This is a genomic window from Burkholderia sp. Bp9140, from assembly GCF_003853425.1.
Taxonomy (GTDB): Bacteria; Pseudomonadota; Gammaproteobacteria; order Burkholderiales; family Burkholderiaceae; genus Burkholderia.
Window position 1 is genome coordinate 24,826 of sequence record NZ_QTPQ01000054.1, and the last position, 24,465, is coordinate 49,290.

A 24,465-nucleotide genomic window follows, 5' to 3' on the forward strand; every position below is an offset into this window, starting at 1 on the left:
GCCGATCGGGCCGTGGATGGGGCCGGATTGGCCGATCGGGCAGGGCGCGAAACGGCCAGCCTGCCCGCGCGGCCCCGTCCGGCGGGGCTCGCGAAAAGCGCGCCGCCGACGTGTTAACATGCGCGTCCTGCCCGCGTGTCCGCCTGCATCCCAGGCCTGCCGCGCGCCGCATCCTCCCGGCGTTCCGCCGTCAACCGCAACATCATCCGCCATCATGTCCGCAGGCCTCAACCCCGCTCAGAACGAAGCGGTGCGCTACCTCGACGGTCCCTGCCTCGTGCTCGCCGGCGCGGGCAGCGGCAAGACCCGCGTGATCACGCAGAAGATCGCGCACCTGATCGAAGCGAAAGGCTTCGAGCCGCGCCACATCGCGGCCGTTACGTTCACGAACAAGGCCGCCGCCGAAATGCGCGAGCGCGTGTCGAAGCTGCTGGAGGGCAAGACGCTCACCACGCCCGGCAAGGAAGGCCGCAAGGTGCCCGTCAACCAGCTCACCGTGTGCACGTTCCACTCGCTCGGCGTGCAGATCCTGCGCCAGGAAGCCGAGCACGTCGGCCTGAAGCCGCAGTTCTCGATCATGGATTCGGACGACTGCTTCGGGATGATCCAGGAGCAGATCGGCACCACCGACAAGGGCCTGATCCGCAAGATCCAGAGCACCATTTCGCTGTGGAAGAACGGCCTGATCATGCCCGAGGAGGCGATGACGATCGCGGCCAACGAGGACGAGCACCAGGCCGCGCTGGTCTACCGCAACTACGTCGCGACGCTGCATGCGTACCAGGCGGTCGATTTCGACGACCTGATCCGCCTGCCGGCCGAGCTGTTCGCGAAGAACGAGCCGGTGCGCGACCGCTGGCAGAACAAGCTGCGCTACCTGCTGATCGACGAATACCAGGACACCAACGCGTGCCAGTACGAGCTGCTGAAGCTGCTCGCCGGCCCGCGCGCCGCGTTCACGGCGGTGGGCGACGACGACCAGGCGATCTACGGCTGGCGCGGCGCGACGCTCGAGAACCTCGCGCAGCTCGGCAAGGATTTCCCCAGGCTGCACCTGGTCAAGCTCGAGCAGAACTACCGGTCGACGGTACGGATCCTGACTGCCGCGAACAACGTGATCGCGAACAACCCGAAGCTGTTCGAGAAGAAGCTGTGGTCCGAGCACGGGATGGGCGATTCGATCACCGTCACGCCGTGCAACGACGAGGAGCATGAAGCCGAATCGGTCGTGTTCCGGCTGTCCGCGCACAAGTTCGAGCGGCGCGCGCAGTTCCGCGACTACGCGATCCTGTACCGCGGCAACTTCCAGGCGCGGATCTTCGAGCAGGTGTTGCGGCGCGAGCGGATCCCGTACGTGCTGTCGGGCGGCCAGTCGTTCTTCGACAAGGCCGAGATCAAGGATCTGTGCGCGTACCTGCGCCTGATCGCGAACGCCGACGACGATCCCGCGTTCATCCGCGCGGTCACGACGCCGCGCCGCGGGATCGGCAACACGACGCTCGAGGCGCTCGGCTCGTTCGCGGGCCAGGCGAAGGTGTCGCTGTTCGAGGCCGTGTACATGGGCGGGATCGAGGCGCGGCTGTCCGCGCGGCAGGTCGAGCCGCTCAGGATGTTCTGCGACTTCATCCAGCGCCTGACCGATCGCGCGGACAAGGAGCCCGCGACCGTCGTGCTCGACGACATGATGGAGGCCATCCATTACGAGGCCTACCTGTACGACGCGTTCGACGAGCGGCAGGCGCAGTCGAAGTGGCAGAACGTGCTCGAATTCCTCGAATGGCTGAAGCGCAAGGGCACCAAGCCCGAGACGGAAGCCGTCGACGGCGAGGCGGAAGGGTTCCACAACGCGGACGGCCTGGCCGATACCGGCAAGAACCTGCTCGGCCTGATCCAGACCGTCGCGCTGATGTCGATGCTCGAAGGCAAGGACGAGGATCCGGATGCCGTGCGGCTGTCGACCGTCCATGCGTCGAAGGGGCTCGAGTATCCGCACGTGTTCCTGGTCGGCGTCGAGGAGGGCATCATGCCGCACCGCGGCGGCAGCGAGGACGACGGCCCGATCGACAGCGAGCGGATCGAGGAGGAGCGCCGGCTGATGTACGTCGCGATCACGCGTGCGCAGCGCAGCCTGCACCTGAACTGGTGCAAGAAGCGCAAGCGGGCGCGCGAGACGATCGTGTGCGAGCCGTCGCGCTTCATCCCGGAGATGGGGCTCGACGAAGCGCCGCCGCCGACGCCGGAGGAAGCGCCGATGACGCCGAAGGACCGCCTCGCGAGCCTGAAGGCGTTGTTGCAGAAGTGATGCGGCGTGTTTCGGCGCGCTGACGCCCGGGCGATCCGGATAAACGAAACCCCCGCGATGCGCGAGCACCGCGGGGGTTTTTCCTGGCCGGCTGGCGTTACTTCGCCGCGTTGACCATGTAGTCGACGGCCGCCTTCACGTCGGCGTCGGACGCGCTGGCCCCGCCCTTCGGCGGCATCGCGCCCTTGCCGTGCAGCGCGTAGTTGTAGACCGTATCCATCGATTCCTTCAGGCGCGGCGCCCAGTCCTCCTTGCTGCCGAACTTCGGCGCGCCGAGCACGCCGGCCGCGTGACACGCCTGGCACACCTGCGTGTACAGCGCCTTGCCGGCCGACGCGGCGTCGGCGCTGGTCGGCGCGGCCGCGGGCTTTTCGCCGGCCTTCGGAATCGCGGCGATCGCGGCCATCGCGGCGGCGGCCTGCGCGTTCGATGCGTCGGCGCCCGATGCGCCTGCCGCACCCGCCGCGCCGCTCGCTGCCGGCGCCGCGTTGGCGGCCGGAGCAGCCGGTTCGGGGAAGTTCGCGCCGTCGTTGTTCGCCAGGTAGACGATCGCGCGCGCGATTTCATAGTCGCTGACGTCGTCGGGGCTCGTGCCGCCGCGCGGCGGCATCGCGCCCTTGCCCGACAGCGCCGTCTTCAGCAGCGTGTCGAAGCCCTGCGAGATGCGCGGCGCCCAGTCGTCCTTGTTGCCGAACTTCGGCGCGCCCGCGGCGCCCGTGCCGTGACAGGTCACGCACACGGCCTTGTAGACTTCCTCGCCGGTCTTGTACGTGCGGGGCGCATTGGCGTCCTTCACGTCGACCTTCGCGATCGGTGCGATGCGCGCGGCGACCTGTTCGTCGGATAGCGCGTCCGTGCCCGCGCCCGAACGGAACGCGTGGTTGGCATAGGTGGCAAACAGGACGATCAGGGCGATCGGAATCGCGAATGATGCGATGACGACGGCAATCAGCTGCCCGGGGGTTTTGACGGGAGATTCGTGGGGTGCTTCGCTCATGCTTGCCTCGTCTCCGTGAATAGGAATTGTGAGCGCGGTGCAACGGCAAAATGGCAGTCCAATGAAGCACGGACGATTATAGACGGAACGTTTACATCACGGCGAGCGGCGCGAGGGCGCGTGTTTACCCGCACGAATGGGGGCCTGACGGGGATTCGGCGGGCAAGGTGGACGCGTCATGGGAAACCGGGTATCCTTGCCGTCTTGCCAATGGTGGGCGGCCGGTTTATTGGGGTCGTTTCACTGTCGTCATTGTCACACGCGCCCGTAGCTCAATGGATAGAGTACTGCCCTCCGAAGGCAGGGGTTGCTGGTTCGATCCCAGCCGGGCGCGCCAAAAACAAGTCGTAAAATCAAGGGCTTTTGCGCAGCTCGGGCGGCGCCGCCAAAGATTTCCGGCTTCTTGCAGCAATTCTGCTGCAGTCATCCCCCGTACTCGCACCTATACCCTGTTCCCCAACCAGATAAGGAACAGGCGATGGCTTCCATCACCCACCGCGGCCCCCACCAGTATCAGGCCCAGATTCGCAAGAAGGGCTACCCCAGCCGGACCGAAACATTCGAGACCCTCGAGCAGGCCCAGAAGTGGGCTGCCGCCGTTGAGGCCGAGATGACGCTCGGCACCTTCATCGACCGGTCCGTCCTGGAACGCACGACGTTCGGCGACCTGCTGGCCCGGTATGCGAAGGAGGAGACCCCCAAAAAGCGTGGCTCGCAAACCGAAGTGGTCCGCATCCGCGCGCTGCAGAAGCACGTTCTCGCCGCCCGGCCGCTGGCGACGCTGCGCAAGGTCGACTTCGCGAACTACCGGGACGAGCGCCTGAAAAAGTGCTGTGCCGAAACTGTCCGCCGAGAACTGGTCATCATCTCGGCCGTTTTCAGGACCGCCCGGGAGCTGTGGGAGTTGCCGATGGGCAATCCGCTCGACGGCGTCAAGTGGCCGGCGAAGGGACAGCATCGCGAGCGACGGCTTCGGGGCGATGAAGAAGCACGGCTGCTGGAGGCGGCGGGCCAGAGCAAGACGCCGGCACTGAAACTCTGCATCATCCTCGCGATTGAAACCGGCATGCGGTCCGGCGAGATGGTCAAACTCGACTGGCAGCAGATTGACCTCGCACGGCATGTCATCCGCCTCAATCTGACCAAGAACGGGGACCCGCGCACGGTGCCGCTGTCGGAGCGGGCGGAAGATGCCATTCGCGCACTTTCGCAGCAGGCCTCGGGACGGCTCACGACCTTTCACGACGCGCGCGGATTGCGCAAGGCGTTCGCCGTAGCCTGCAAACGCGCTGGCATCGTCGGGCTGCGTCCTCACGACCTGCGGCACGAAGCGGCGTCACAACTTGCGCCGAAAGTCGAAACTGCGACGCTGGCGAAGGTGATGGGCTGGCGCACCTTGCAAATGGCCATGCGCTACTACAACCCCACCGACGAGGAACTTGTGGCGGCAGTACGGAAGCCGGCTGTCGACGCAGTTGCGAACTAATGGAAAATGTTGTGGCATCCCATCTCAAGCAAGGTATTGGTGAGATGGGATGCCACGATGTGCACGTTCTGCGCCGCTGCTTGTGTTGGCTGATGGCGGATAAGTTTTGCAGGCATGTCCACCACGACAACGGTGCGACAAGCCCACGCGGCTGCTACTTCGGAAAACGCTTGACGGTGCATGAGTCGCCAGACGATACTTTTTAGCCACCATTAAGTCTCCGCTGTCGGCACACCCCAAGTCCGGCAGGACACCGCCCTCGCTTATTGCCGGGTCGCGTGTCGTTACCGTGGGCCTGCTAGTCTGAGCAGCCAACCCGCGATTTGTGCGCAGTCGCCTAACTGCAACTTCAAGACGATTGTCTTGAAATTCGAGGCGATATGGATTCGCACGCCTGTCCACGGCAGTGGGCGGGTCCGTACGACACATTGCGACTGGGAGCATGACTATGGTGCATTTGAGATTGGTGGCCGGGACCGACGTTGCGGGCGTACCGGGCACGGAAATGAGCATTGAGCCTTCGGAGGCAGCTACTTCACGCATAGAAGAGAAGGCCCGTGAAGCTCTCCGAAACCTGAAGTTGCCAGGCCAAGAGAAAACCGTCGGTGAACTCAGGGATGAGTTGTCACGGCGCTGCCGCAATCGGTCTCCAAGAGGCTCTAGGCAGTGGGCACTGTACGACCGGCTCCTGGACCTACTGCATCCGGCCGGGATATTTCTCCGTCATATACAACCCGACACGCGGAACTGGGACATCGAGTTCCGCTGCGTCGTCGGCTGGCCAGACGAACTGGTAGCGGCACATCCGGAGTTCAAGCCCTATGCGTTCGTGCTCGAAGACCTCGAGTTTTGAAAGCCCCGCCGCTGGGCGGGGCTGAGTGAGTTATCTCCGAGACCACTGCGTTCTAGTTTCAATGCCGCTGCTCCACCCGCCAGGGCAGAGGGTCGGGCGCGATGCCGCCAAGCATCGCGTCCGGCATAGACTGCAAACGGGCCGCCAAGCCCTTCCCATCTTGGGTACATACACCTTTCAACCGCTGGCAGTTTTCAAGCGCCCCAACGGGGCTCGCGTCATGCTTGATTGATTAGGTCTCGCATTCGGCTCGGGCTTTACTATCCGCCGCTCCCTCTCTTGCGCCGTCCCAGGTGCCACCCTGGTCAAATGGCCGTCAGAGATTCCCACGTTAGCTCAACGCGTCAAACCCACGATTTGAGATATGGAGCCTCAGGTTTCGGAAGTCGCATACGCTTCATGGCCGACGGCCACTTTCGCCCTACGATGTTCCATAGCATCGGGTTACCGTCCCGAAACCTTCACCGGCTCATCACCCCGGCGGGGCATATCTAAGGGTCTTTACTCAGATGGGGGACTCGCACCCCCAATTACAGGCTTAAGCTATCCAGAGACCCACGCATTTCCGCGCGGTGCCGAGCAGTCCAGGTTTCCCCTCGTGCCCCTGCGCCATTTCTGACGCCTCATCAGCCCACCTGCCGAGACCGGGTAACGCCGTTCGCTTCCGAACGCCCCCCAGTGCGGATTTTCACCGCTTCACGTTGAACGGGGTTCGGTCTGGTTGCCCAGACTCCCGTGTCCGTGTCGCCCAACTTCTTCGGATTGGGTCGAAGGATGGCTGTCGCCATCCAGCGCCCGTTGCAGCCCTACCAGCCAGCGTTACCCGGCATAGAGCTACGGCGGTTTGCGACGACTTGGCGAGTCGTCGCGTGGAGTTTCCCCCGGTGTATGTATGTGTGCAGTTGGCGGTCTGCCTGCTGGCTCCTGATGGGGCAGGGGCCACCAGGCAGACTGCCATGCGTGCGGTCACGCGCCGGCCTTCGCCGGCATGTTTCCCTTCGCGCTGCATCTTGCCTATGCGCGTATAGCATCATCGCGTGGCATGGCGGGGGGCATTTCTCGGAACATCATTACGTGTGCCTGCGTTGTGCCGCTTCACACCGCAAACACACGCTCCTTTTTTGCTATACGCCGGCATGACAACTCTTCGGAGCTTTTCCTCATGCCTGCTTCTACCCCGATTGCACGCAGCAAGACGGCCGCGCTCGCGCGCGTGCTCGACGTCATCCCAAAGGGCTACTACCGATACACGCAGGGCATTGTGTCCGCGAGCAAAGCGGAATCGCTGGCCCGCAAATTTCACCTGCGGTATGGCATCGGCAGCACCCCAGCGCAACGCGTGACGAAGCGAAAGCGCGGGCTGGTCAACGCGCTGCTTGTGATGTACTGGCCCGATGGGTGCCAGCAGGTTGAGTGGCTGATGCTCGCGACGGACGGGCAGGGCATGGATGGCGAGAAGCTACGCGACATCGCAGGCAAGCCGCGCTTGGCGTGGCTGGAGTACGAGCTTGCGCGGCGGCCGGAGCGCGGCCGGACGGTATGGACCTGGCGGCGACCGGCGGAGGAGATGGCGGAGCACTATGCGCTCATCGCCGAATTCAGCAATAAGCGACACGTCAAGTCGTTGGGCGCGCTGCTGCAGCGCCTAGCCAACCAGCCGGGGTTTCACGGTGTGCGGGAACAATCGAAGCGACTTTTTGAGGAGGCGCGCCGGCGCGGTCACGCGGCTGACCTCCCCCATTTGTTCTATGTGCAAAAGGTGTCGCATGGGGAAGGGCTGCGCTTGGGGTAGCGCCAACGCTGAATGCGTGCATCGAATCGTTCAACGGCAAATTCGCGATGAATGCCTTATCGAGCACTGGTTCACGACGCTCGCCCACACGCGGGCTGTCATCGCGGCATGGCGCCGGGACTATAACGAGCAGTGCACTGCACTGAACTACCGTTCGCCATCAGAAATTGCAGCGAAACATTGAGCAATAGCGGATGCTCCTGCCGCTTTCTAGCAACTGGTTTAAAGGGGCTTTGCTGGAGCCGATTGGCTCTGCTGAAGGGGACCGGTCACAAGTCGCCCAAAAATCTCTCAAAGGCTTACTATCCTGTCTGTTGGCACTTAGGAGATAGTCTTGGCTTTTGCAGTCTGCTTGCCCGAATAACCTCGTTTAAGAATCAAACATGACCACAGCTGACTTGCCGCCGTTTGTCGATGATTTTGACTACGCGGTTGTTCGACTATCCACATTCCAAGCCACAAGAGACAGCCAACCGAGACTGCTATTCGGCACTGTGACTTTGTTGCCATCCGACAGGCCTGCGCCAGAAAGCATGACCGGTGTTGACAGTAAGAGCCTGAAGGGGACAAGCGGACGAGTTTATTTTCGCCGCGTCGTTTTGCGGGCTCGCGAAGCACTTTCGTGGTATAGGTCCGCGGGAAATGGACAGCTACTGACTCCCGTTCCGGCGCAGCAGGACGAAATCGAACTGAGATTGGATGGTCGCGAGCTAATAACGTCGGACTTTGAGGACGACCCGTCCTGGCCGACGCTCGGCTATCCTCTGCCAGGTGATGTCTTTTCCGAGTCAAACGACCTTGAGAACCCTGCTCCTTTTGCGGCCAACTCCGCGTCTCGAATTCATCGGCGATTCGGCGAGCGAAGAGGCTACGAAACACTTCTAGGCAACCAAGACGTCATTGATTTCCTTGCACATCGCCTACACGTCAATCTGGCGGACTTTCCTGAGTATCTCGGTAGCTTGGCGCTGGTCGTTCCGGACCCAATCATTGAGCGAATAGAAAATTTTCTCATTCCCGAGAAGGATGACCAGCCTGAGAAGTCGTTGTTTCGGTTGGTCGCCCGTCCTGGGAAGCGGCTTGACGGGCTAACAATGACACTCTTCGAGCGGCATGTACGGATGCTTTCCGGTTTCATGTCCGTCAACATACCCAACGATGGTGTGCTGACGCTCGAACAAACCGAGAAGTTGGCTGCGAGCGGCTACGTAATCACGCATCCCGTGCATGGCGTCCTGGCTGTGCAGCAACCAGTACACTTCATGCGTCAAGTAAACTTCTCAATCAACACTGTGGGACGTGAGAGGAAGGTCAGCGTTCCAAGCACGGATGGGAAGAAAGTGGCCCCGACGTCTTACAGCGTTCGCGAAATCAATGATGTCAGTCAAAGGACGGTTGGTCACGGACTTGAAGAAACCGGACGAGGCAGAGTGTTCGAAGCAATGGCAATGCGAAAGACGAAGGCCGCAGCTCGCTTATACGACCAGCATTGGTTTGAGGATGGTCAACGCGAAGAGGCCCTCAGATTCGTCCGCTCGCTCGTTGCAGGTGCGCGGGAACGGGTCATCGTAGCCGACGCATATTTCGGCTTTCTGCAGATACTGCAGTACTTACCGGCGATAGCTCGTCCTTCCGTGCCGGTAACGGTACTTACGTCGAGGCTCGCCTTCGAATCTACAGATGGCTCTGACGACATTGTGGCGCCGCCCCCTACGGAAATCCCTAAAGACAAATTGGAAGGTGCCAGCTCTAACCGCCGTCCAGGGGCGAAAGCAGAAAGCGAACGCACACGACTGGAATACTTTGAAGGTTGGTTATCTAACTTGCGCGAAAATGGCGTCACCAGTCTTGACGCGCTCATATTGCGTGGCTCACCGCCTGCGCTTCACGACAGATTTCTGGTCGTCGACGAGAAAGTCTGGTTTCTTGGGAATTCGCTCAACGCCTTAGGGTCTCGGGCGTCGATGATTCTTCGCGTACCGGACGGAGAAGACGTTGTTCGTCGCCTGCTAAAGATGGCAAGTGCGGCCACGCCATTTCCTGAGTATGTTTCGGAGCGGCGCGCATTCCTGGAACAGAAACGCTCAGGCACGGCAGAATCATGAAGTCTAACGCGCCGCCGATTGTTACTGCTCCGCAGCCTGCCTCACCTGCCTTACGGCCCGAATTGCTATTCGCGGTTCAGGATGGTTACGGGAATCCTCACCCGACGAGCGACTCGGACCGTTTTCCTCGGCTCGAAGCTATTAGGGCTCGATATTCCGCGAAGGTGCTGAAGGCATTGGACGCATTCGCTCTCGCGATGGTCGATGCGCAACATCGCGTGTGGATTCTGGACGGATACCTCCTGCAGCCGGACGTTGGCTCCGCCGAAGCCCGGATTGAGCTTCTTTGTGACTGGATGCCTGTAGGGTTTGCGGCCAACGACGTCAAGCTGCTGACACGGAGCCAGACACCAGCAGTGGACGCCGAACATGAGCGTGCCTTTGCCGAACACGCAAGACGTGTCAATGAGCACGTTGTAAAGCGCTCGACCGACCTAGTCATTCAGACAAAATTCACGCTCGCGCGATATTACGGGTACGTGCATGACCGATTCGCAATCATTGACGACGAGCTATGGCATTTCGGTGCCGCAGTCGCCGGCTTGCACCGGGAACTCAGCGCAACCACGCGTGGCTGGCATGTCAACGACTGCGACGCTGAGAGGTTTTTTCAGGAAGCCTGGAATGCCGATTTGAACGAAAAAGCAAGGAAGCTGATATGAAATGGCCATTGGAGCGCCTTGAAAGTCAACGCGTAGCCGACAGCGACGAAGATGTGTTGGGACTTCTTCGCGACGTGTATGGCAGCTTTCCCGCGCGCGACTCCGACGTATTCGAATCTGTCGTGGGGCAAATTATAGGCGCCAACGCACAGGACCTCGATGCGCAAGTGTTGCTCAACAGGCTCGCCCGGATTCTGGAGTCTGTAAGTGATGGAACCGAACGAGGGATTTCCTCATACGCTGAACATGCGCTGTTGGCGTTCGCGTGCGTCGAGGCGCTTCGACGCGATGCGTCAATGAACAGCTGGCGCGTGGTCGTCAAGCTTTCCTGCCATTCGTACTCGTTAGAACACCTGTTTCCAGACGCCTGTATTGTCGCAGCCGAAGGCGAAGAGGAGTTCAAACTCCGCGTTGTCGGGCTCCTCGACGAAGTTCTACTAGGCGCTTCGGATAGCGCGCCGATAACATCCCGGTCGGGCAGACAAGAGCAGTTTCAAGCTCTTAGGGAAGCATGGACGGCCAATCCCACCCTGTCCAATATCTGGTGGGGACTGCGTGGCTCCGAGCCACTTCGATACACCGACTACACTGCGGCCTTCCGTGTACTGAGTCGCTTGGATATCAATGCCTTTTTGAATGCGCTCGGTCGTTTCGATGAGCCGTACTCAGTAGATTCAGCGTTAACAGCCGCGGGAGCCGCGTTCAAATTCTCGATATGGTGTGCACTTGTTCAACATGCTCCATCTGCATTCGACGAGCGCCGCGCCTGGAACAAGTCTACGGTCATTCCGCTATTGCTTGTCATGGCTCGAAATCAAATTCTGTTTGCCCGCAACAAGGTACGTCCGGACTCAAGCGAGCTTGAGGCTGCTGAAGCAAAGCAGGATGTTGATGAATTGGTGGATGCCGTTGTCCATCAACTTCGCGCCCGTCCCGATTGCGGCTCCATAGTCTACCGTTGGGCACCTTGGTTGATGCGACAGTTGGTCATGGCGGTTTCTGGCACACCAACGGACGACCCCAACCGTATCACCTCTAACGGCTATGCAGATAGCCGAATGATTGAAGCAATTGGGGAGCAATTCGATAAATCGGTATGGAGCCACCGGTATCCGTCTGATGCCGAAGGTTGGGAGCCGTGGTGCTTCCAGTCACTGTTGACCACTTATGCGTTCTCGGGAAAGTGTGAGACACCGACTGTTCACGCCTTTCTTCGAGAATGGCATCTGACGCCTGAGGACTGGCAAAGCTCACGCGGCCAAGAGTTGCGTGAACACGCGGCACTCATGACAGCCTTGGGCCACACGTTCATTCCTGCCTACGGCGCCCAATTGCTCGCTTACCCGATGGTTGCGTCCGACGATGCGTTCGAGCACTGGGCGACACTGTGGCGACACACGGCGGTTTTGCGAGAAATCATCGAGTTCGACGACCTTTCGCCGGTGGCCGACACATGGCGCGGAAGGTATGATGCCGCGCAACTCACGATGCTAGCATTTAGCATCGGGCTATCGATGCTTGATAGCTCATCACAAGGCAACGGGCCGATTCCGGTTAAGCAGGACTTGGCGCGGGCTCTATACGCCTCGCTCGCTATCGCGGCACGAGAGATGCTACACATTGACCGCCTCAATCGCAGCTTCTGGATTGCGGCGGTTCGGCAAATCGCTGTTCGGCGTCTCATTTGGGAGCAACGCGAATCCGTCGCAGCCGGTTCCCAATCTTCGATGCCTTTTTCGAGCGACACACGTCCTACGTTTGGAGACTTCCTACGAGCGTTTAGTAGCGATACCGTTGAGCTGCTCAACCTTCTATTGGTGGCGCTGCTGAACGTCCCCGAAGAGGAGGTACGCCAAGCAATGCGAGACACCTCAATCGACCTGAACCGGGAGCTGTCTATAGCTCACGGCCTGGCTAGAAGCGATAGTCGTCGGTATCCGTTTTCTGCGGAGCAGTTAAAGAAATTGGCCGCGCTAACGGCTCTTGAGTGTCAGTAAAGCTGACACTCCTTCTCCGGGGCCGAGGTGTTACCGGCCACTAAGACGGGCACCTCGCGCTTGCTTGCAGCTATTAAGTTGTACAGCGTTGAGCGCGATACGCGGAAGTGCCGGCTGATTTCGGCGACCGACATGTCCCGGTTCTTCATCATCGCCAGGGCTGCTTTGCGTCGCTTCGCGTCCAGGGCGGGCGGCCGACCACCATGGCGGCCACGCGCGCGGGCTGCCTCAAGTCCTGCCAGAGTTCGCTCGCGGATGAGTTCGCGCTCGAACTCGGCCAGTGCTGCGAACATGTGGAAGACGAGCTTCCCGGTGGGGGCTCCGGTGTCGATTGACTCCTTCACCGACCTGAGCTTCACACCCTGCTCGTCGAGTTCACCGACGATGCGGATGAGGTCCTGGAGATTCCTCCCCAGCCGGTCCAGTCTCCAGACGACGAGCGTGTCGCCCTCGCGCAGCGCCTTCAAGCAGTTCACGAGTTCTGGCCGGTCGGCAGTTTTGCCGCTCGCCTTGTCTTCATAGAGGGTAGTCGCACCCGCTGCTTTCAGGGCATCGCGTTGAAGGTCGAGGGTCTGCTCGACTGTGCTCACGCGAGCGTATCCAATAATTGCCATGCTGCACCCAATTCCAGAGGTTGATTGGTGATGGGAATGTTCGACATCTGGAGGGGTATAGCGTGGTGTTCCGACCATGAAGGCGTGCGGTCTACATAAACTCACCGTTTCCTGGACAGCCGACCTCCTTGGATACACAGACCGGCAGCGAGCCCGGCTGTGTTTGAAGAGCTTGCTTTGCCGCAGTTACGCAACGGCGTTAGCGTTCAAATAAGTTCAGGCGCCACCGTGCGGAAGTATTGGTGTCCCCACAAATTTCAGCAAAATCAACTGTATATGCGCGTCGTCACAACTATACTGCCCTTCGCTGCGGTACTTTGCTTATAACTTGCGGATGGCGGCCAGGAAAACAACTTTTCCGCACTCGTCAGTGTGGCTATGATTGCCGACATGCCATGCATATGGGGAGAGAGCGATGCCGGAGAACGAGTTTGCCGTCCAGGTGCCGTTCGGCACCGATAGTTTTGCGGACAATCCCGAACCACGCTGTCCTTGTCTGCTGCTGCTCGATACCTCGGCCTCGATGAGCGGTGCGCCGATAAACGAGCTGAACGCGGGGGTAGTCGCATTCAAGGACGATTTGGCGGCCGACACGCTGGCCATGAAACGCGTAGAAGTGGCTGTCGTCACTTTTGGGCCGGTGCAGGTTAAAAACACCTTTCAGACGGCACCTAACTTCATTCCGCCCCATCTGGACGCAACAGGCGACACGCCGATGGGCGTAGCCATTAAACAAGGGCTCGAGCTTTTGCGCCAGCGTAAAGAGGAATATCGCGCAAACGGCATTGCGTTTTATCGCCCCTGGGTCTTTCTCATCACGGACGGTGCGCCAACTGACGAATGGCATTCGGCTGCTGCCCTTGTACGTGAAGGCGAAAATTCGAAGTCTTTCGCGTTCTTCGCGGTCGCCGTTGGTAGCGCCAACATGGACGTGCTTCGGCAGATTTCCGTGCGCGACCCGGTGAAGCTCAACGGGCTGAAGTTTAGGGAGTTGTTCCAATGGCTCTCTAACTCGATGAAGTCTGTGTCGCAATCGACCCCCGGCACGGCAGTGGCACTTCCCCCGCCTTCTGGATGGACCGTAGTGTGACCTGGAAAGCCGTCAGCGCCAGCGCCGTTGGCACCGCGCATGCCTTGAACGGCGGACACTGCCAGGACACGTGCGTCGTCGAAGTGGTACCGGGCCCGGACCAGGCGCCCTACCTTGTCTGCCTTGTTTCGGATGGTGCCGGTAGCGCACGCTTTGCCGCGCGGGGCTCGGACCTGGCGTGCTCGACCGCGATGGCCAGCATCAAGGCGACGCTGCGACGCGGGGGCGGCCTGAGTAAGGGGAGTGTTGTTGATTGGCTGAATGCGGTCCAGGAGGCAGTCGGGGAAACCGCGGCTGCCACCGACGCGGCTTGTCGCGACTACGCCTGTACGCTCCTGGGCGCCGTCGTCGGCGACAACGACGCGCTGTTCTTTCAAATCGGTGATGGCGCGATTGTGGTCTCAAATCACACGGCCCAAGGGGCCGTATTCTGGCCAGACGCAGGCCCGTACGCGAACATGACGCACTTCGTGACAGACGAAGATGCGCTTGTGCATCTCTACGTCGAGATGGCTTCTGTGCATGTTGAGGAGATTGCGCTCTTCAGTGATGGACTCCAGCGACTGGCTTTGGCGTTTGACAGCCGGATGCCGCATCACCCTTTCTTCGACCCGATGTTCGCCGTCCTGCGCGGCAAGAAGCCGGAGGAGTGCGAGGCGCTGGGCACGCAACTTTTGCAGTTCCTCGGCGACCCAAAAGTCAACGAACGGACTGACGACGACAAGACCCTGGTTCTGGCCACCCGCAGGACGGCATAAATGGAGCTTTACGACGGGCAAGGCCGGCGCGTCACATTAGGCCGGGTGCTTGGCAGAGGAGGAGAGGGCTCGGTTCACGAGGTGCCGTCCATCAGCCCGCACCTGGTTGCCAAGGTCTACCATAACGCCATCTCCCAGGATAAACAGGCGAAGCTGCGCGCCATGATTGCGCGCGCGGACGACTGGCTCAAGGAGGTGGCGGCTTGGCCACTGCAAACTCTCCATCCCGCGGTCAACGGGCCAATTCGCGGTTTCCTGATGCCAAAAGCGGCTCAGGCTGAGCCGCTTCATCACCTTTACGGGCCGGGGCACCGAAAGCAGCGGTTTCCCGGCGCCGATTGGGCTTTCCTAGTAAACGCCGCACGTAACGTGGCGTCTGCATTCACCGCAGTCCATGCAGCTGGCTGTGTGATTGGCGATGTCAATCCGAACTTGGTGTTTGTCGGGCGCAATACGCTTGCGCGCCTCATTGACTGCGACTCATTCCAGATTCCCAATGGGAGTACGCCGTTTCTATGCGAAGTTGGCGTACCGCATTTCACGCCCCCGGAACTCCAGGGATTGTCCAGTTTCAGGAACGTGCTGCGCACGCCGAACCACGACAACTTTGGACTAGCGCTGCTTGTTTTTCATCTACTCCTGATGGGGCGACATCCATTTTCCGGGCGCTACTCTGGCAACGGGGATATGCCTCCAGAAAAAGCCATTCAGGAATTCCGATACGCTTTTGCCGTTCCCGCAGGAAGCAGGGGCATGCTTCCGCCGCCAAATACGGTCGGACCAGAAAGTCTTCCGCCCGTCATGGCGGCAATGTTCGAACAAGCTTTTACGGAAAGCGGAGCCCAGGCAAGCGGCCGACCGACAGCGGTGAGTTGGGCTGCCGCCCTTGACGGACTCAAGGGGCAACTTCGAGCATGCGGCACGGAAGCCGTTCACAAGTATTACGGCGGGTTGGGTAGCTGCCCCTGGTGTGAGTTGGAACGCCGTGCTGGCATTATCTTTTTTATTGGTCTCATCCCCTCAACCACGACACCTGGAGCGGCGCCGTCGACGTTTGACATGGCGCGAGTATGGGCAGCTATCTTGGCCGTGCCGTCGCCCGGCACGGCTCCGGCGCCTGTCTTCACTAGACCCAGCAATCTGACGCCTAAACCTTTACCACCCGACCTGAAGAACGCAAAAATGTGGCGAGAAGCGCGCCGCTGGGCCGCTGGGGTCGTGATTCTCGTGAGCATCATCGTGGTCCCGCAATATCTGGTGATTGCGCTGGTGGTTGCGGCATTACTTTTCTTTGGCGGAAAAACAAATTCGCGGGAGCAGACGCTGCGTAAGAGTGCACTGGACAACGCGAAGAGGGTCGCCTCGGCCGCGTGGTCGCAGTGGAGCAGCGTTGCCACAGACAAGGCGTTTCAAGAAAAGCTCGAAGAATTCAAGCAGATGCGCCGCGAGTATGAGGACCTTGCTAACCGGTTTGCCAGCGACAAACTCAAGTTACAGACAAATGTCCGTGAACTGCAACTTCGCAAGTACCTCGAGAATTTCTTCATCTCGGACCATGATATTCCGGGTATCGGGCCCACGCGCAAGGCAACGCTGGCCTCGTTTGGCATCGAGTCGGCGGCGGACATTTCCTGGAACCAAGTCCGGTCCGTCAAGGGATTCGGTGAGCGTTTGACGCACGAACTGGTGAATTGGCGGAAGCGGCTGGAAGCGCGCTTCGTGTTCGACCCGAGTAAGGGCGTCGACCCGGCAGATGTCGCAGCGTTACAGCAACGTTATGCGCAACTTAAACGACAGCTCGAAGTACCGTTGTCATCCGGACCAGAACAGCTCAAGCAGGTACGGCTCAAGACCGAGCAGCAGAGAACGCTGGTGCGGGAGATGGTGCTCAACGCCGACCTGCAGGTCGCCCAGACTGAGTTAGATTACAAGGCGACCCATTAAACCTCATGGGCCTGGCCGAGAGCTATTCGGAAACGGCAATACTTTGGCCGATATCTTCATTGGTCAGGCGTGCTCCGCATCGCTCGAGCCTCTGGCCACGCTGCCATTGAGCGAGTTTTGCCTTGTCAGCGACAGTGAGCGGGATGAGCCGCGTGTAATCGGACAGGTAGACATAGCCGCCGTCCGGGGCGATTGCACCCAGCCAGAACGCTTCACAGCGCGCTTTTGCAGATGGGGGCGCCGTGGATGCCGGCGGCTGAACCGGACCAACGGCGGCGGCAGGCGCCTCGGGTACGGAAGCCGCAGGTGCGGAAGGGAATGACGGGCCGGGTGCACGCGATGCTGCGGCCGCAGCCTCCTGGGCGGCTTCGTTGTCATCTTCGGCAAGCCAGTCACGACGACAACTCCATTGGAATGCCGGAGTTGAGCAAACTCGGCGATTCTCACGATGCTCGGCTTGCCGCACGGCAACAGCCTGCTCCCGCGTCAACCGGTTATGGTTGCAAAGCGTGGCATACACGCCTTGAATGCAGGTGGCGTAATTTGCGCGACGCTCGGCGTCGTCAACGGCTATGACTTGCTCAGGCGTGAGCAAGTCGTGTCGGCACATTGCTGGGTACCTTCCGTTGCTGCACGTCGCATAGTTTTGCGCAAGTTCCGCTTGTCTGACGGCCACTGCCTGGTCCGGCGTGAGCAAATCATGTCGGCACATTGCCGGGTACCTTCCATTGCTGCAAGTCGCATAGTTCTGTGCAAGCTCCGCTTGTCGGACGGCCACTGCTTGGTCCGGCGTGAGCAAATCATGTCGGCACATTGCCGGGTACCTTCCGTTGCTGCAAGTCGCATAGTTCTGCGCCAATTCCGCCTGCCGAGCGGCCTCGGCTTGCTCTGGCGTAAGCAGGTCATGCCGGCACAAAGCTGGATATCGTCCCGAAAGGCATGTTTCCAAGTTGCGGTCGTATTGCGCGAGCACTGGGCGCGACCACGTCCCGAGCGTGACCAGAAGAAGCCACAGCAGAGCAGCAAGCGCTCTCATGATTGGTTTCCTTGGGCGCCAAGGGTAGGCGTCGAGGCGCCTTCGTTTTCGTCTAGGGCGTATGTCTTGCCGTTATATCGCGCCATGAACGTGTCATGAACCGGCACTACCAACCCGCTGGCGTTCTTCCGAGTGCCGGAAACCGTCAGCTCAAGAGGGTAATAAGCGCTCTTGTTGTCGCGTACAAAACGCACTGAGACATCGAACTTCTCGCAAGCGCTTCTCTGATTCTCGCATTGGGCAGTTGCGGTGTTATCCGAACCTGTAGTGACCTCTGCAAGCTTCCGGATGCCTTTCTGTTCGATGCTGAATATGCTGATGGAACTGTCCGTTTCGCCCTGGCCGGACCACGCGTGTCGAAAGACCAATCCAGCGCGTTTCTTGCCAATTTCGACGAGTGCGACTGTCGATAGGTCGTAGGTACCCCACGCTCCCATCGCGCCGAGGTCCTGCAGCGGAGCGGCGACAGTCTCCTCACCCGTCCTCGCTCGGGTGGTGATGACGGCCGACACAATGGTGGCGCATGCATGGCAGTCGTAGGACTGGGACTGAACGGGCACGGACTGCAATAGGTAGAGAACCCGCGTCCCGAAGGGGAGCGGCACGCGCAAGGCGACTTTCGTACTGAAGAAACCTTTGTCAGCATCAGGCAAGAATTCGCCAGCTGGAAGATGGAAGGAATCCTTGGTGCGCACTGCAGTTCCGCGCACGGCATCCAGTGTTTGCAAATCCGGCTCTGAGGAGAGGAAGGCATAGGGCTGAGGTCCCACCGGGGTAGCGGGCGGGACACTTGCGGGCGCAAGTGCGGACGCGACTGATATTGTCGCTGGTGCAGTAGTTGTCGCGACCGACGCCGCAGTTTCTTGGGGCGTGGTCCGCGGTGACGACTCCTTGTAGGCGTGGTAGACCAGGCCGGCAAAGCCGGAAGCCGCGAGCAGTGCGACGAACACCCGGCGAAAATCGGTTCGACGCGCGCCGAGCGCCTTGCCTGCGGCGTAGCCCGTGGAGGAGCCAGCGTTTGCGGTCGGCGTAGCGCGTTGCTGGCCTGTCGCAGCGCTACTCGCTGGGAACATGGCACCAATTGCTTCCGCTATGGCGACCGGACACTGGTGCGAACGCAGCATGTTCTGAATCAGCGCACCCGTGTAGCCCTGGCTGCGCAGTTCGATGGCCCATTCGACCATGCTGTTAACAAACGTTTCTTCGGGGTCACTGGTTTTCGCGGACGCAGCAGAGAATTGGAATGACCCTACCGGGTGGCGCCGGACATCATAGACTCCACGCGCCGTTTCGTCCGAAAGGACCGAATAGGCTTCGGCAAGCTGAGCAAAACGGTGGACGGCATCGGATGGATTGTTCTCGCCATGCGCGGGATGGACCTTTGCGGCTGCATACCGGTAAGCCGATTTGATTTCGGCGGTCGAGGCATCCTCGCGAACACCGAGCACGCCATAGTAGTTTTCCGTCATGCTTTCCCCCGGGCGAACTACGCTTTGCTGGCCGCTGGACCATTTCGTATATGCAGCAGTTTACCGGGTCCAGCGGGCGTGGGCGTCACCAAAAATCGCGCGAACGCTGCCAGTAGGGGGGCGTAAAAACCGATAAGAGCGTGGGATGCCGGATTCGCCTAGATGTCTCCACACTGGTCCGGGTCTACTCGTCCACTGGAGACGGATGGCTTGGTATTTAGCTTCGATACCCGAGCAATGGCTGAGGTGCCTCTTTCCGCGAGGACTTTCCCGGCATCGTTGCCGTTTCCAGCTCACATTAGTCCAGCCGATTGTCGTGACGGGTGGGCGAGCCGAGCGAGTCGTTCCAGGCAGAACCGGACGATGGACCTGCCGCGACACCATGCTGTGCGCGGCAGACGCTGTTCTGGTCGAGGCAATGGTTTGAGCAGTCGCAATTGAGGGCGAGCTGCAGCGTACCCTTGCGTGGAGCCAACGGGGGCGGTAGCCGGCCACGCGCAGGTCCAGACGAAAAGAGCCCGCACATGGCGGGCCCGAGTTAATAGAAGCTAACGACGACGCGACGCGAAGTCTCATCGCGCAGCAGGATGTAGAGGCGTTCCTCTTCCGCTGGTTCCTTCAGTCTGAACGCGAGCTTCAGCGCACCTCGAGACACCGTCACCACATACTCCTGATAATCCAGGTCGCACGTCCATCCAGCCTTTTCAAGCCCGAGCATCGCGCCGTGTGCGCCATGCACCTTGGCAAAAAGCGAGTCCCACGAGAGGAGGGATGGGTTTTCTCTCGACAACGCGAGCAGTTTGCCCTCCGCATCCCGCTCTATTTCCAGCCGCTCCCGCCGCGCACCCGTCCACGGATTGAACTGCCACACCACACGATGCTGCCTGCGCCAGGCGTCCGCCGAATTCGGCACCGGACCTGGCTCACCCGAAAACGGGCAGAAAAGCATTTTCCGTGTTTGCACCTCGCCTCCCATGTTCCTCACGCAGGAACGACTCCTGCAAAGGCGTATAGGCGCGGCCAGGAGGGATGACGGCTTCCCGCTGAACCGATATTCGAAGGCCCGGGTGACAGCACCAGCGCCTACCGCAGCCTACGGACCCACGCGAGGCGAGCCACTGCTCTTTTTTGGGGTCGCGCATATGCCGTTTTGCTGCGGGTTCTCCGCGAGGCTGCCGCAGGACTTACGGAAAATTTTCGTCAATCAAGCTCGTCCGCCAGATGCGACAGCATGGCGCCGAGCAGCGCGGTTTCCGCAGCTTCCTGCTGCTCCGTTGTTTCAGCCGTCTTCAACGCCAGTTCCGCGGCCTCGATTTCGGCAGTCGTTGGCAGGATGCGCACCTGGTCGAGCCAGGCCGGATTCGCTGGATTCGTCACGACTTCTTCCTTCGTTGATAGCGCTCGCGCGCCAGGCTCGCCGGCTGCGGCGCCTGTTTCAGTCCGTGTTCTGGCGGCTCGCCGCCTAGTGGGTCTTCGCCCCGGTATGCGCGCCATGAACGGCAGACGCTGCGGGCGCGCCGGCCGGTGCGGTGGGGTGCCCGGCGGCGGCAAAGAGGCTCAGGAGCCCGTACGCCATCGCAATGAACACCGCAAACCCCAGCAGGCCGCGAATGAGCGGCCAGAGCGCGGCGAAAAAGCCGGCGAAGAACTGGCCAACGCTGCGGAGGCAGGCTCCCAGCGCGCGCTTGGCGCCGCTGTAGAGGCGGCGGTTCAGCGGCTCCATTTCCGGGTACGGATACTTCTTCTTGCTGCTCATGGATGGGTAGGCTTAGTTGTTCGTGCCGTACACGTTGCCGTGCACGTCGATGACCGTGCCTTCAATCATCGGCAGGCCCGAATGCGGGTTCACCTGCGGCAGCGTCGTCACCGGCGCGACCGGGTAGTTGGCGTCATCGCGGCCGGTGTCGCGAGTGTTGTTCCAGCGGCGACGACCCGCACCCTGAACGTGGCGTGCGACAGCCGCTTCCTGGTCAGCCTGCGCCTGCGCGGCCGCGTCGGCTTCCGCCTGCTGTTCCGCGGCTTCCTGACGGCGGTATTCGACCACCTGGAAGTCCTTGTACATCTTCAGGACGCGCTTGATGTTGACTTCCTCCGGGGTCAGCCCGAGGCGTTCGCACAGGATTCGCGTCGCCGCGTAACGGCCGCGGTCGAGGTCCTTTTCCTTCGCGAGCTGGCGGGCAATGGCCGAGGTCAGCTGGCGGTCAAGCAGCACGCCGAGCAGCACGTAGGCGGGGAGTCCCCACAGGGCCTGGGCCCAGCCGAAAACCAGTGCGGCGCCGACGTAGGCCAGCACCGGCAGCACGAAGGTCGCGAGCTGGCGCAGCACCTCGAAACGCACCCGGCCGAGCGGGCGATGCGGCACCGGCACCTCGCGCCAGTAGGCGCGGTTCTGCTTCAGCCCCATGAGGTCGTTGGCGAGGCGCAGCAGGTCGTAGTCGACCACCGTGGTGAGCGGGTCAATCTTCGTGCGCACTGTCTTTTGCTTTTCCATTTTCATGCTCTCTTCTACCGGCTCAGCGTAAGAGCAACTATTGGCGGCCGGCTCGACGTGCACCTTGACGGTCGACGGATTGCTGCTGCTCACACCTTCACTGGCGACCAGCGAGAGCACGGACACACTAACGTAGCAGACGTGTTTGACCTGGTCAAAACAAATATTAGGAGTACTTGACAAGTGAAAATTTCACGATATACGAGGTGTTGTTTTTTGGGGGGGAATGGCCGGCGAACCATCCCGACTGCCAATTTCCCCGTGGGCTGAATGGATGAGACGGCTCGGACCGGGCGAAGATGGACGGGTCTCACCGTGCCTCACATAGCTCTTCACCAGGCGTTCCCGCTGATACTGCCTCGTCGCGCATCGCCCATCCTCGAGGCGTCCAGCGGTACGGCGACAGGTGAATCTCGCCGGTCTCCGTGTTCACCCATCCTCCCCCCGAACAGCGGCGAAGGCTGGTGCCGCGGGACACCAACGCCTGCAGCCACCGGGGCAGACCCGCGTGCTGCACCGCTGCCTTGCCGCGTTCATCCAATCCTCCGCAACCGAACAGGCGCGCGGCTTTCGGCAGGTGTGCCATGCATTTGAACTTGGCCATATAGCGGCCCCAGCGCTTGACCTGCTTGCAGCAGGCGGTCCACGTGGCGCCCCACGGCCACCATTCAGTGAGTTTCGCCTTGTTCAGGGAAAAATCGCGTGGTAGCCACAGCATCAGGTGGTAGTGAAGTCGACCGCCGCGCTCGAGCACCCAAGCGTAGGGCAGTGCGTGGCCACGGCGCTTGAGCCCTTGACGCACCCGTGCAAGAAAGTCGCTGATGTGCCGAGCACAAAAGGAGGTGTCGTTGCTGAAAGTGAGCGTCATTGCGACGGCGCGCAATCCAGCCGTTTTGGCCAGGCGGCGCTGCTCCCTGATGACTCCCAGTAGCCTTTTGCGGGCCCTGGTTTTCCGCTTCTGCGTGGAGACCGTCGCACTTGTTCCAATCTTTCTGACAAGTTCAGCAAAGCGAGTTGCGGATGCGACAGTGGGGCAAGGGCGACGGGTAGCCGTCGGTGAAACGGGGGACATGGCACACCTTGTGTGTGTGCCGCTTCAGCCAGGTAGCTGTCCTCAATGCACAAATATTTCCTCCGCGTGCTGATATGCGGCGGATTCATGGATGTTCCGCGCTTCTATACTCCCGCGTCAGTGAGCATAGGTGCGCTTCGGCGCCCCCCGCCCCGGTTGCTGCCGGGGCGTATTTTTGGGGGCTCTGACGTAACGTTCAGTAAGCGCGGCGCGCCGCGACCTGTTCGGCCTTGGTTGGTCTGCCGCGGCGCCGGGCGGCCGGTGCTGCTGCAAAAGCCGGCGGCTGACCAGGGGGGGGCGCCTTGCTGGCCAGCCAGGCGTCGACGTCTGCTGGCTTGAAGCGGAGCAGCCGCCCGAGCTTGATGCAGGGGGGCAGGTCGCCGCCTTTCGAATGCCGGTTGTAGATGGTCTGCACGGCGAGGCCGAGTTTCTCGGCGAGCGCCTTGGGGGTGAGAAGTTGAGGTTCCACGGTGTCACGTTTCCGGGCAAGCAATCACATGACTGCACGGAGTATATGTGTGGGCCGTGAGGATGATTCCGTGTTTTTACCGGACGTTCCTCGCGCGGCTGCAGACGGGTTCGCCTTGCTGCAATTTTGCTGCAGTGACTGCGGTAAATCAGGTTAAACTGGAGTAACTCAGGGTAAGGCAAGTCCTTGATTTTGCTGGGTCGAACCAGCAACCATACGCTTGGGCGACGCCCTCCGAAGGCAGGGGTTGCTGGTTCGATCCCAGCCGGGCGCGCCAAGCCTAGTCAGGCTTCCAGCGGTTTCCTTCCCTCGTCGGACGGTCTCATTGCAGCTAAATTGCAGCTAGCGTCGGTACCGGCGGGCTGTAAGCGGCGAAAACTGGTGCGCGAGGTGGTTCGCCGACAGTTGCGCTTATCCCCATCGTTTTTCATCCGCCAAGTTTCTTCTGCGCCTGCAACTGCGGGCGACGTTGGCTCGCTCACGTGTGCCGTAGATCGTGCCAGCAGAAGTCGCTGATGCCCGCGCACTTCGGTACTTTCTGTCACGCCGCCGTCACGTTCTGATAAATGGTCTTACCGTGGTAGACGAACACGCTGTCGATGAACTCCGGTGCGTGCTTCGTTGCGAACTGGTGCCGCAGAATTGCGATCGCTGCGCCTGACAGCGGCGCTGTGATCGCCTTCTTCACCTTTGTGTGGTCGCGGTGGAACTCGGCCTGCGGGCTTCGCTCGACAGCGTGGTTTTAATGCACCTCGCCGCCCGGCGCTTGCGGCGCCGGGTTCCGAGCGTCTCTGGAGGCGCAGGAGTCGTGCGTTTGGATACGCATTGACGCGGTTTGGTGCAGAGGAAGGCCGGTGGCTTGACTCATGAAACACATGCTTGTGAAGACCAAGGGCCGTGCCATCCTGACCGGCTCCTCCTCAGTCGGCTAGTTCTCGGAGCCGAGTTCTGGTTTTGCGTAGACTCGGGGAGCGGGTCGCTGCGCGTTCCGGCTGCCAGGTTTCGCGCACCCAGCGACAGAGGATCGGGTTATATCCCAATCCCTGAGAGGCGACACTTCCCTGCTTTGCCACAAGTTCTTCGCGAACGTCACGCGGCGCGCGCTCAGCGAAGCGTAAGAGCGCTTGCTTCGGGTCCGGAAGGCTGTCCGGATCGCTCGGTAGTTTTGGTGCTCGGCGTCCTAGCAGGGTGAGCATTGCCTCATGGTCCGCAAGTAACCATGACTCTATCTCGCGGACGGCGACACGAAATGAACCTGTCCGCGTTTTTGTGGGCGAGGCGGTTGAACGGCACGTTATCCGCGCGCCTGCATAAATCGCTCTCCGAAC

21 protein-coding genes, 1 tRNA gene and 1 pseudogene are annotated in these 24,465 nt (G+C 60.8%); 12 read left to right on the top strand and 11 right to left on the bottom strand.

The window, feature by feature from the left end:
- Positions 1-214: 214 nt before the first annotated feature.
- Entirely contained in the window at positions 215-2,302 is a 2,088-nt protein-coding gene (locus tag DIE21_RS32945; RefSeq protein ID WP_124501600.1) for a UvrD-helicase domain-containing protein, read from the top strand.
- Positions 2,303-2,399: 97 nt separating this feature from the next.
- Here DIE21_RS32945 and DIE21_RS32950 read toward each other — a convergent pair whose 3' ends face one another.
- Positions 2,400-3,299 carry a cytochrome c5 family protein gene (locus tag DIE21_RS32950; RefSeq protein ID WP_124501601.1) on the bottom strand — a complete coding sequence of 300 codons (900 nt, stop codon included), beginning with the start codon at positions 3,297-3,299 and terminating at the stop codon, positions 2,400-2,402.
- A gap of 261 nt (positions 3,300-3,560) precedes the next feature.
- On the opposite strand from DIE21_RS32950, the gene DIE21_RS32955 reads away from it, so the two are divergent.
- The 8 genes and pseudogenes from DIE21_RS32955 (at position 3,561) to DIE21_RS32990 (ending at position 12,194) form a co-directional block, all read left to right on the top strand.
- Positions 3,561-3,636, top strand: a tRNA-Arg gene (locus DIE21_RS32955).
- Positions 3,637-3,777: 141 nt separating this feature from the next.
- Complete coding sequence (locus tag DIE21_RS32960; protein WP_124501602.1) at positions 3,778-4,785, top strand: site-specific integrase; 1,008 nt, start codon at positions 3,778-3,780, stop codon at positions 4,783-4,785.
- Positions 4,786-5,227: 442 nt separating this feature from the next.
- Positions 5,228-5,638, top strand: coding sequence for a hypothetical protein (locus DIE21_RS32965; RefSeq protein WP_124501603.1), 411 nt, complete (start codon positions 5,228-5,230; stop codon positions 5,636-5,638).
- A gap of 1,162 nt (positions 5,639-6,800) precedes the next feature.
- A complete protein-coding gene (locus DIE21_RS32970; protein WP_124501604.1) occupies positions 6,801-7,430 on the top strand; it encodes a hypothetical protein in 630 nt (209 codons plus the stop codon).
- A gap of 2 nt (positions 7,431-7,432) precedes the next feature.
- A pseudogene (locus DIE21_RS32975) lies at positions 7,433-7,614 on the top strand (transposase); the annotation flags it as partial.
- Between the two features lie 199 nt (positions 7,615-7,813).
- Positions 7,814-9,535, top strand: coding sequence for a VPA1262 family N-terminal domain-containing protein (locus tag DIE21_RS32980; protein WP_124501605.1), 1,722 nt, complete (start codon positions 7,814-7,816; stop codon positions 9,533-9,535).
- 164 nt (positions 9,536-9,699) lie between these two features.
- Entirely contained in the window at positions 9,700-10,197 is a 498-nt protein-coding gene (locus DIE21_RS32985) for a hypothetical protein (protein WP_124501606.1), read from the top strand.
- Positions 10,194-12,194 carry a hypothetical protein gene (locus tag DIE21_RS32990; protein WP_124501607.1) on the top strand — a complete coding sequence of 667 codons (2,001 nt, stop codon included), beginning with the start codon at positions 10,194-10,196 and terminating at the stop codon, positions 12,192-12,194. The genes DIE21_RS32985 and DIE21_RS32990 overlap by 4 nt, the downstream gene beginning before the upstream one ends.
- On the opposite strand, the gene DIE21_RS32995 is transcribed toward DIE21_RS32990, so the two are convergent.
- The gene (locus tag DIE21_RS32995; RefSeq protein WP_124501608.1) at positions 12,188-12,808 is read right to left on the bottom strand and encodes a recombinase family protein; all 621 of its coding nucleotides are present in this window, start codon (positions 12,806-12,808) and stop codon (positions 12,188-12,190) included. The two genes, DIE21_RS32990 and DIE21_RS32995, sit on opposite strands and share 7 nt — an antisense overlap.
- A 415-nt stretch (positions 12,809-13,223) precedes the next feature.
- Between DIE21_RS32995 and DIE21_RS33000 the strand changes: the two genes are divergently transcribed.
- Genes DIE21_RS33000 through DIE21_RS33010 form a run of 3 tightly spaced genes read left to right on the top strand, consistent with a single transcriptional unit; the run spans position 13,224 to position 16,600 of the window.
- Positions 13,224-13,898: a VWA domain-containing protein gene (locus DIE21_RS33000; RefSeq protein ID WP_124501609.1), complete on the top strand. Its 675-nt coding sequence runs from the start codon at positions 13,224-13,226 to the stop codon at positions 13,896-13,898.
- Entirely contained in the window at positions 13,895-14,656 is a 762-nt protein-coding gene (locus DIE21_RS33005; protein ID WP_185642892.1) for a PP2C family serine/threonine-protein phosphatase, read from the top strand. Before DIE21_RS33000 ends, DIE21_RS33005 begins: the two co-directional genes overlap by 4 nt.
- The gene (locus DIE21_RS33010; RefSeq protein WP_124501611.1) at positions 14,657-16,600 is read left to right on the top strand and encodes a helix-hairpin-helix domain-containing protein; all 1,944 of its coding nucleotides are present in this window, start codon (positions 14,657-14,659) and stop codon (positions 16,598-16,600) included.
- A 22-nt stretch (positions 16,601-16,622) separates the two neighbouring features.
- Here the strand turns inward: DIE21_RS33010 and DIE21_RS33015 are convergent, their stop codons facing one another.
- The 9 genes from DIE21_RS33015 to DIE21_RS37435 all read right to left on the bottom strand — a co-directional run bounded on the left by DIE21_RS33015 (position 16,623) and on the right by DIE21_RS37435 (position 23,825).
- Positions 16,623-17,195, bottom strand: a complete 573-nt coding sequence (locus DIE21_RS33015) for a hypothetical protein (protein ID WP_124501612.1) — start codon at positions 17,193-17,195, stop codon at positions 16,623-16,625.
- 437 nt (positions 17,196-17,632) lie between these two features.
- Positions 17,633-19,105: a J domain-containing protein gene (locus DIE21_RS33020; RefSeq protein WP_124501613.1), complete on the bottom strand. Its 1,473-nt coding sequence runs from the start codon at positions 19,103-19,105 to the stop codon at positions 17,633-17,635.
- Between the two features lie 538 nt (positions 19,106-19,643).
- Positions 19,644-20,090 (bottom strand): hypothetical protein, encoded by a 447-nt coding sequence (locus DIE21_RS33025; protein WP_148092768.1) that lies wholly within the window; start codon positions 20,088-20,090, stop codon positions 19,644-19,646.
- A gap of 215 nt (positions 20,091-20,305) precedes the next feature.
- Positions 20,306-20,482 carry a hypothetical protein gene (locus tag DIE21_RS37430; protein WP_185642894.1) on the bottom strand — a complete coding sequence of 59 codons (177 nt, stop codon included), beginning with the start codon at positions 20,480-20,482 and terminating at the stop codon, positions 20,306-20,308.
- Between the two features lie 85 nt (positions 20,483-20,567).
- Positions 20,568-20,861 carry a hypothetical protein gene (locus DIE21_RS33030; RefSeq protein ID WP_124501615.1) on the bottom strand — a complete coding sequence of 98 codons (294 nt, stop codon included), beginning with the start codon at positions 20,859-20,861 and terminating at the stop codon, positions 20,568-20,570.
- Between the two features lie 12 nt (positions 20,862-20,873).
- Positions 20,874-21,716, bottom strand: coding sequence for a hypothetical protein (locus tag DIE21_RS33035; RefSeq protein WP_124501616.1), 843 nt, complete (start codon positions 21,714-21,716; stop codon positions 20,874-20,876).
- Positions 21,717-21,906: 190 nt separating this feature from the next.
- Positions 21,907-22,464, bottom strand: a complete 558-nt coding sequence (locus tag DIE21_RS33040) for an inovirus Gp2 family protein (protein WP_260432578.1) — start codon at positions 22,462-22,464, stop codon at positions 21,907-21,909.
- Between the two features lie 400 nt (positions 22,465-22,864).
- A complete protein-coding gene (locus tag DIE21_RS33045) occupies positions 22,865-23,137 on the bottom strand; it encodes an AlpA family transcriptional regulator (protein WP_124501618.1) in 273 nt (90 codons plus the stop codon).
- Positions 23,138-23,678: 541 nt separating this feature from the next.
- Positions 23,679-23,825, bottom strand: coding sequence for a hypothetical protein (locus DIE21_RS37435; RefSeq protein ID WP_185642895.1), 147 nt, complete (start codon positions 23,823-23,825; stop codon positions 23,679-23,681).
- Positions 23,826-24,465 lie beyond the last annotated feature (640 nt).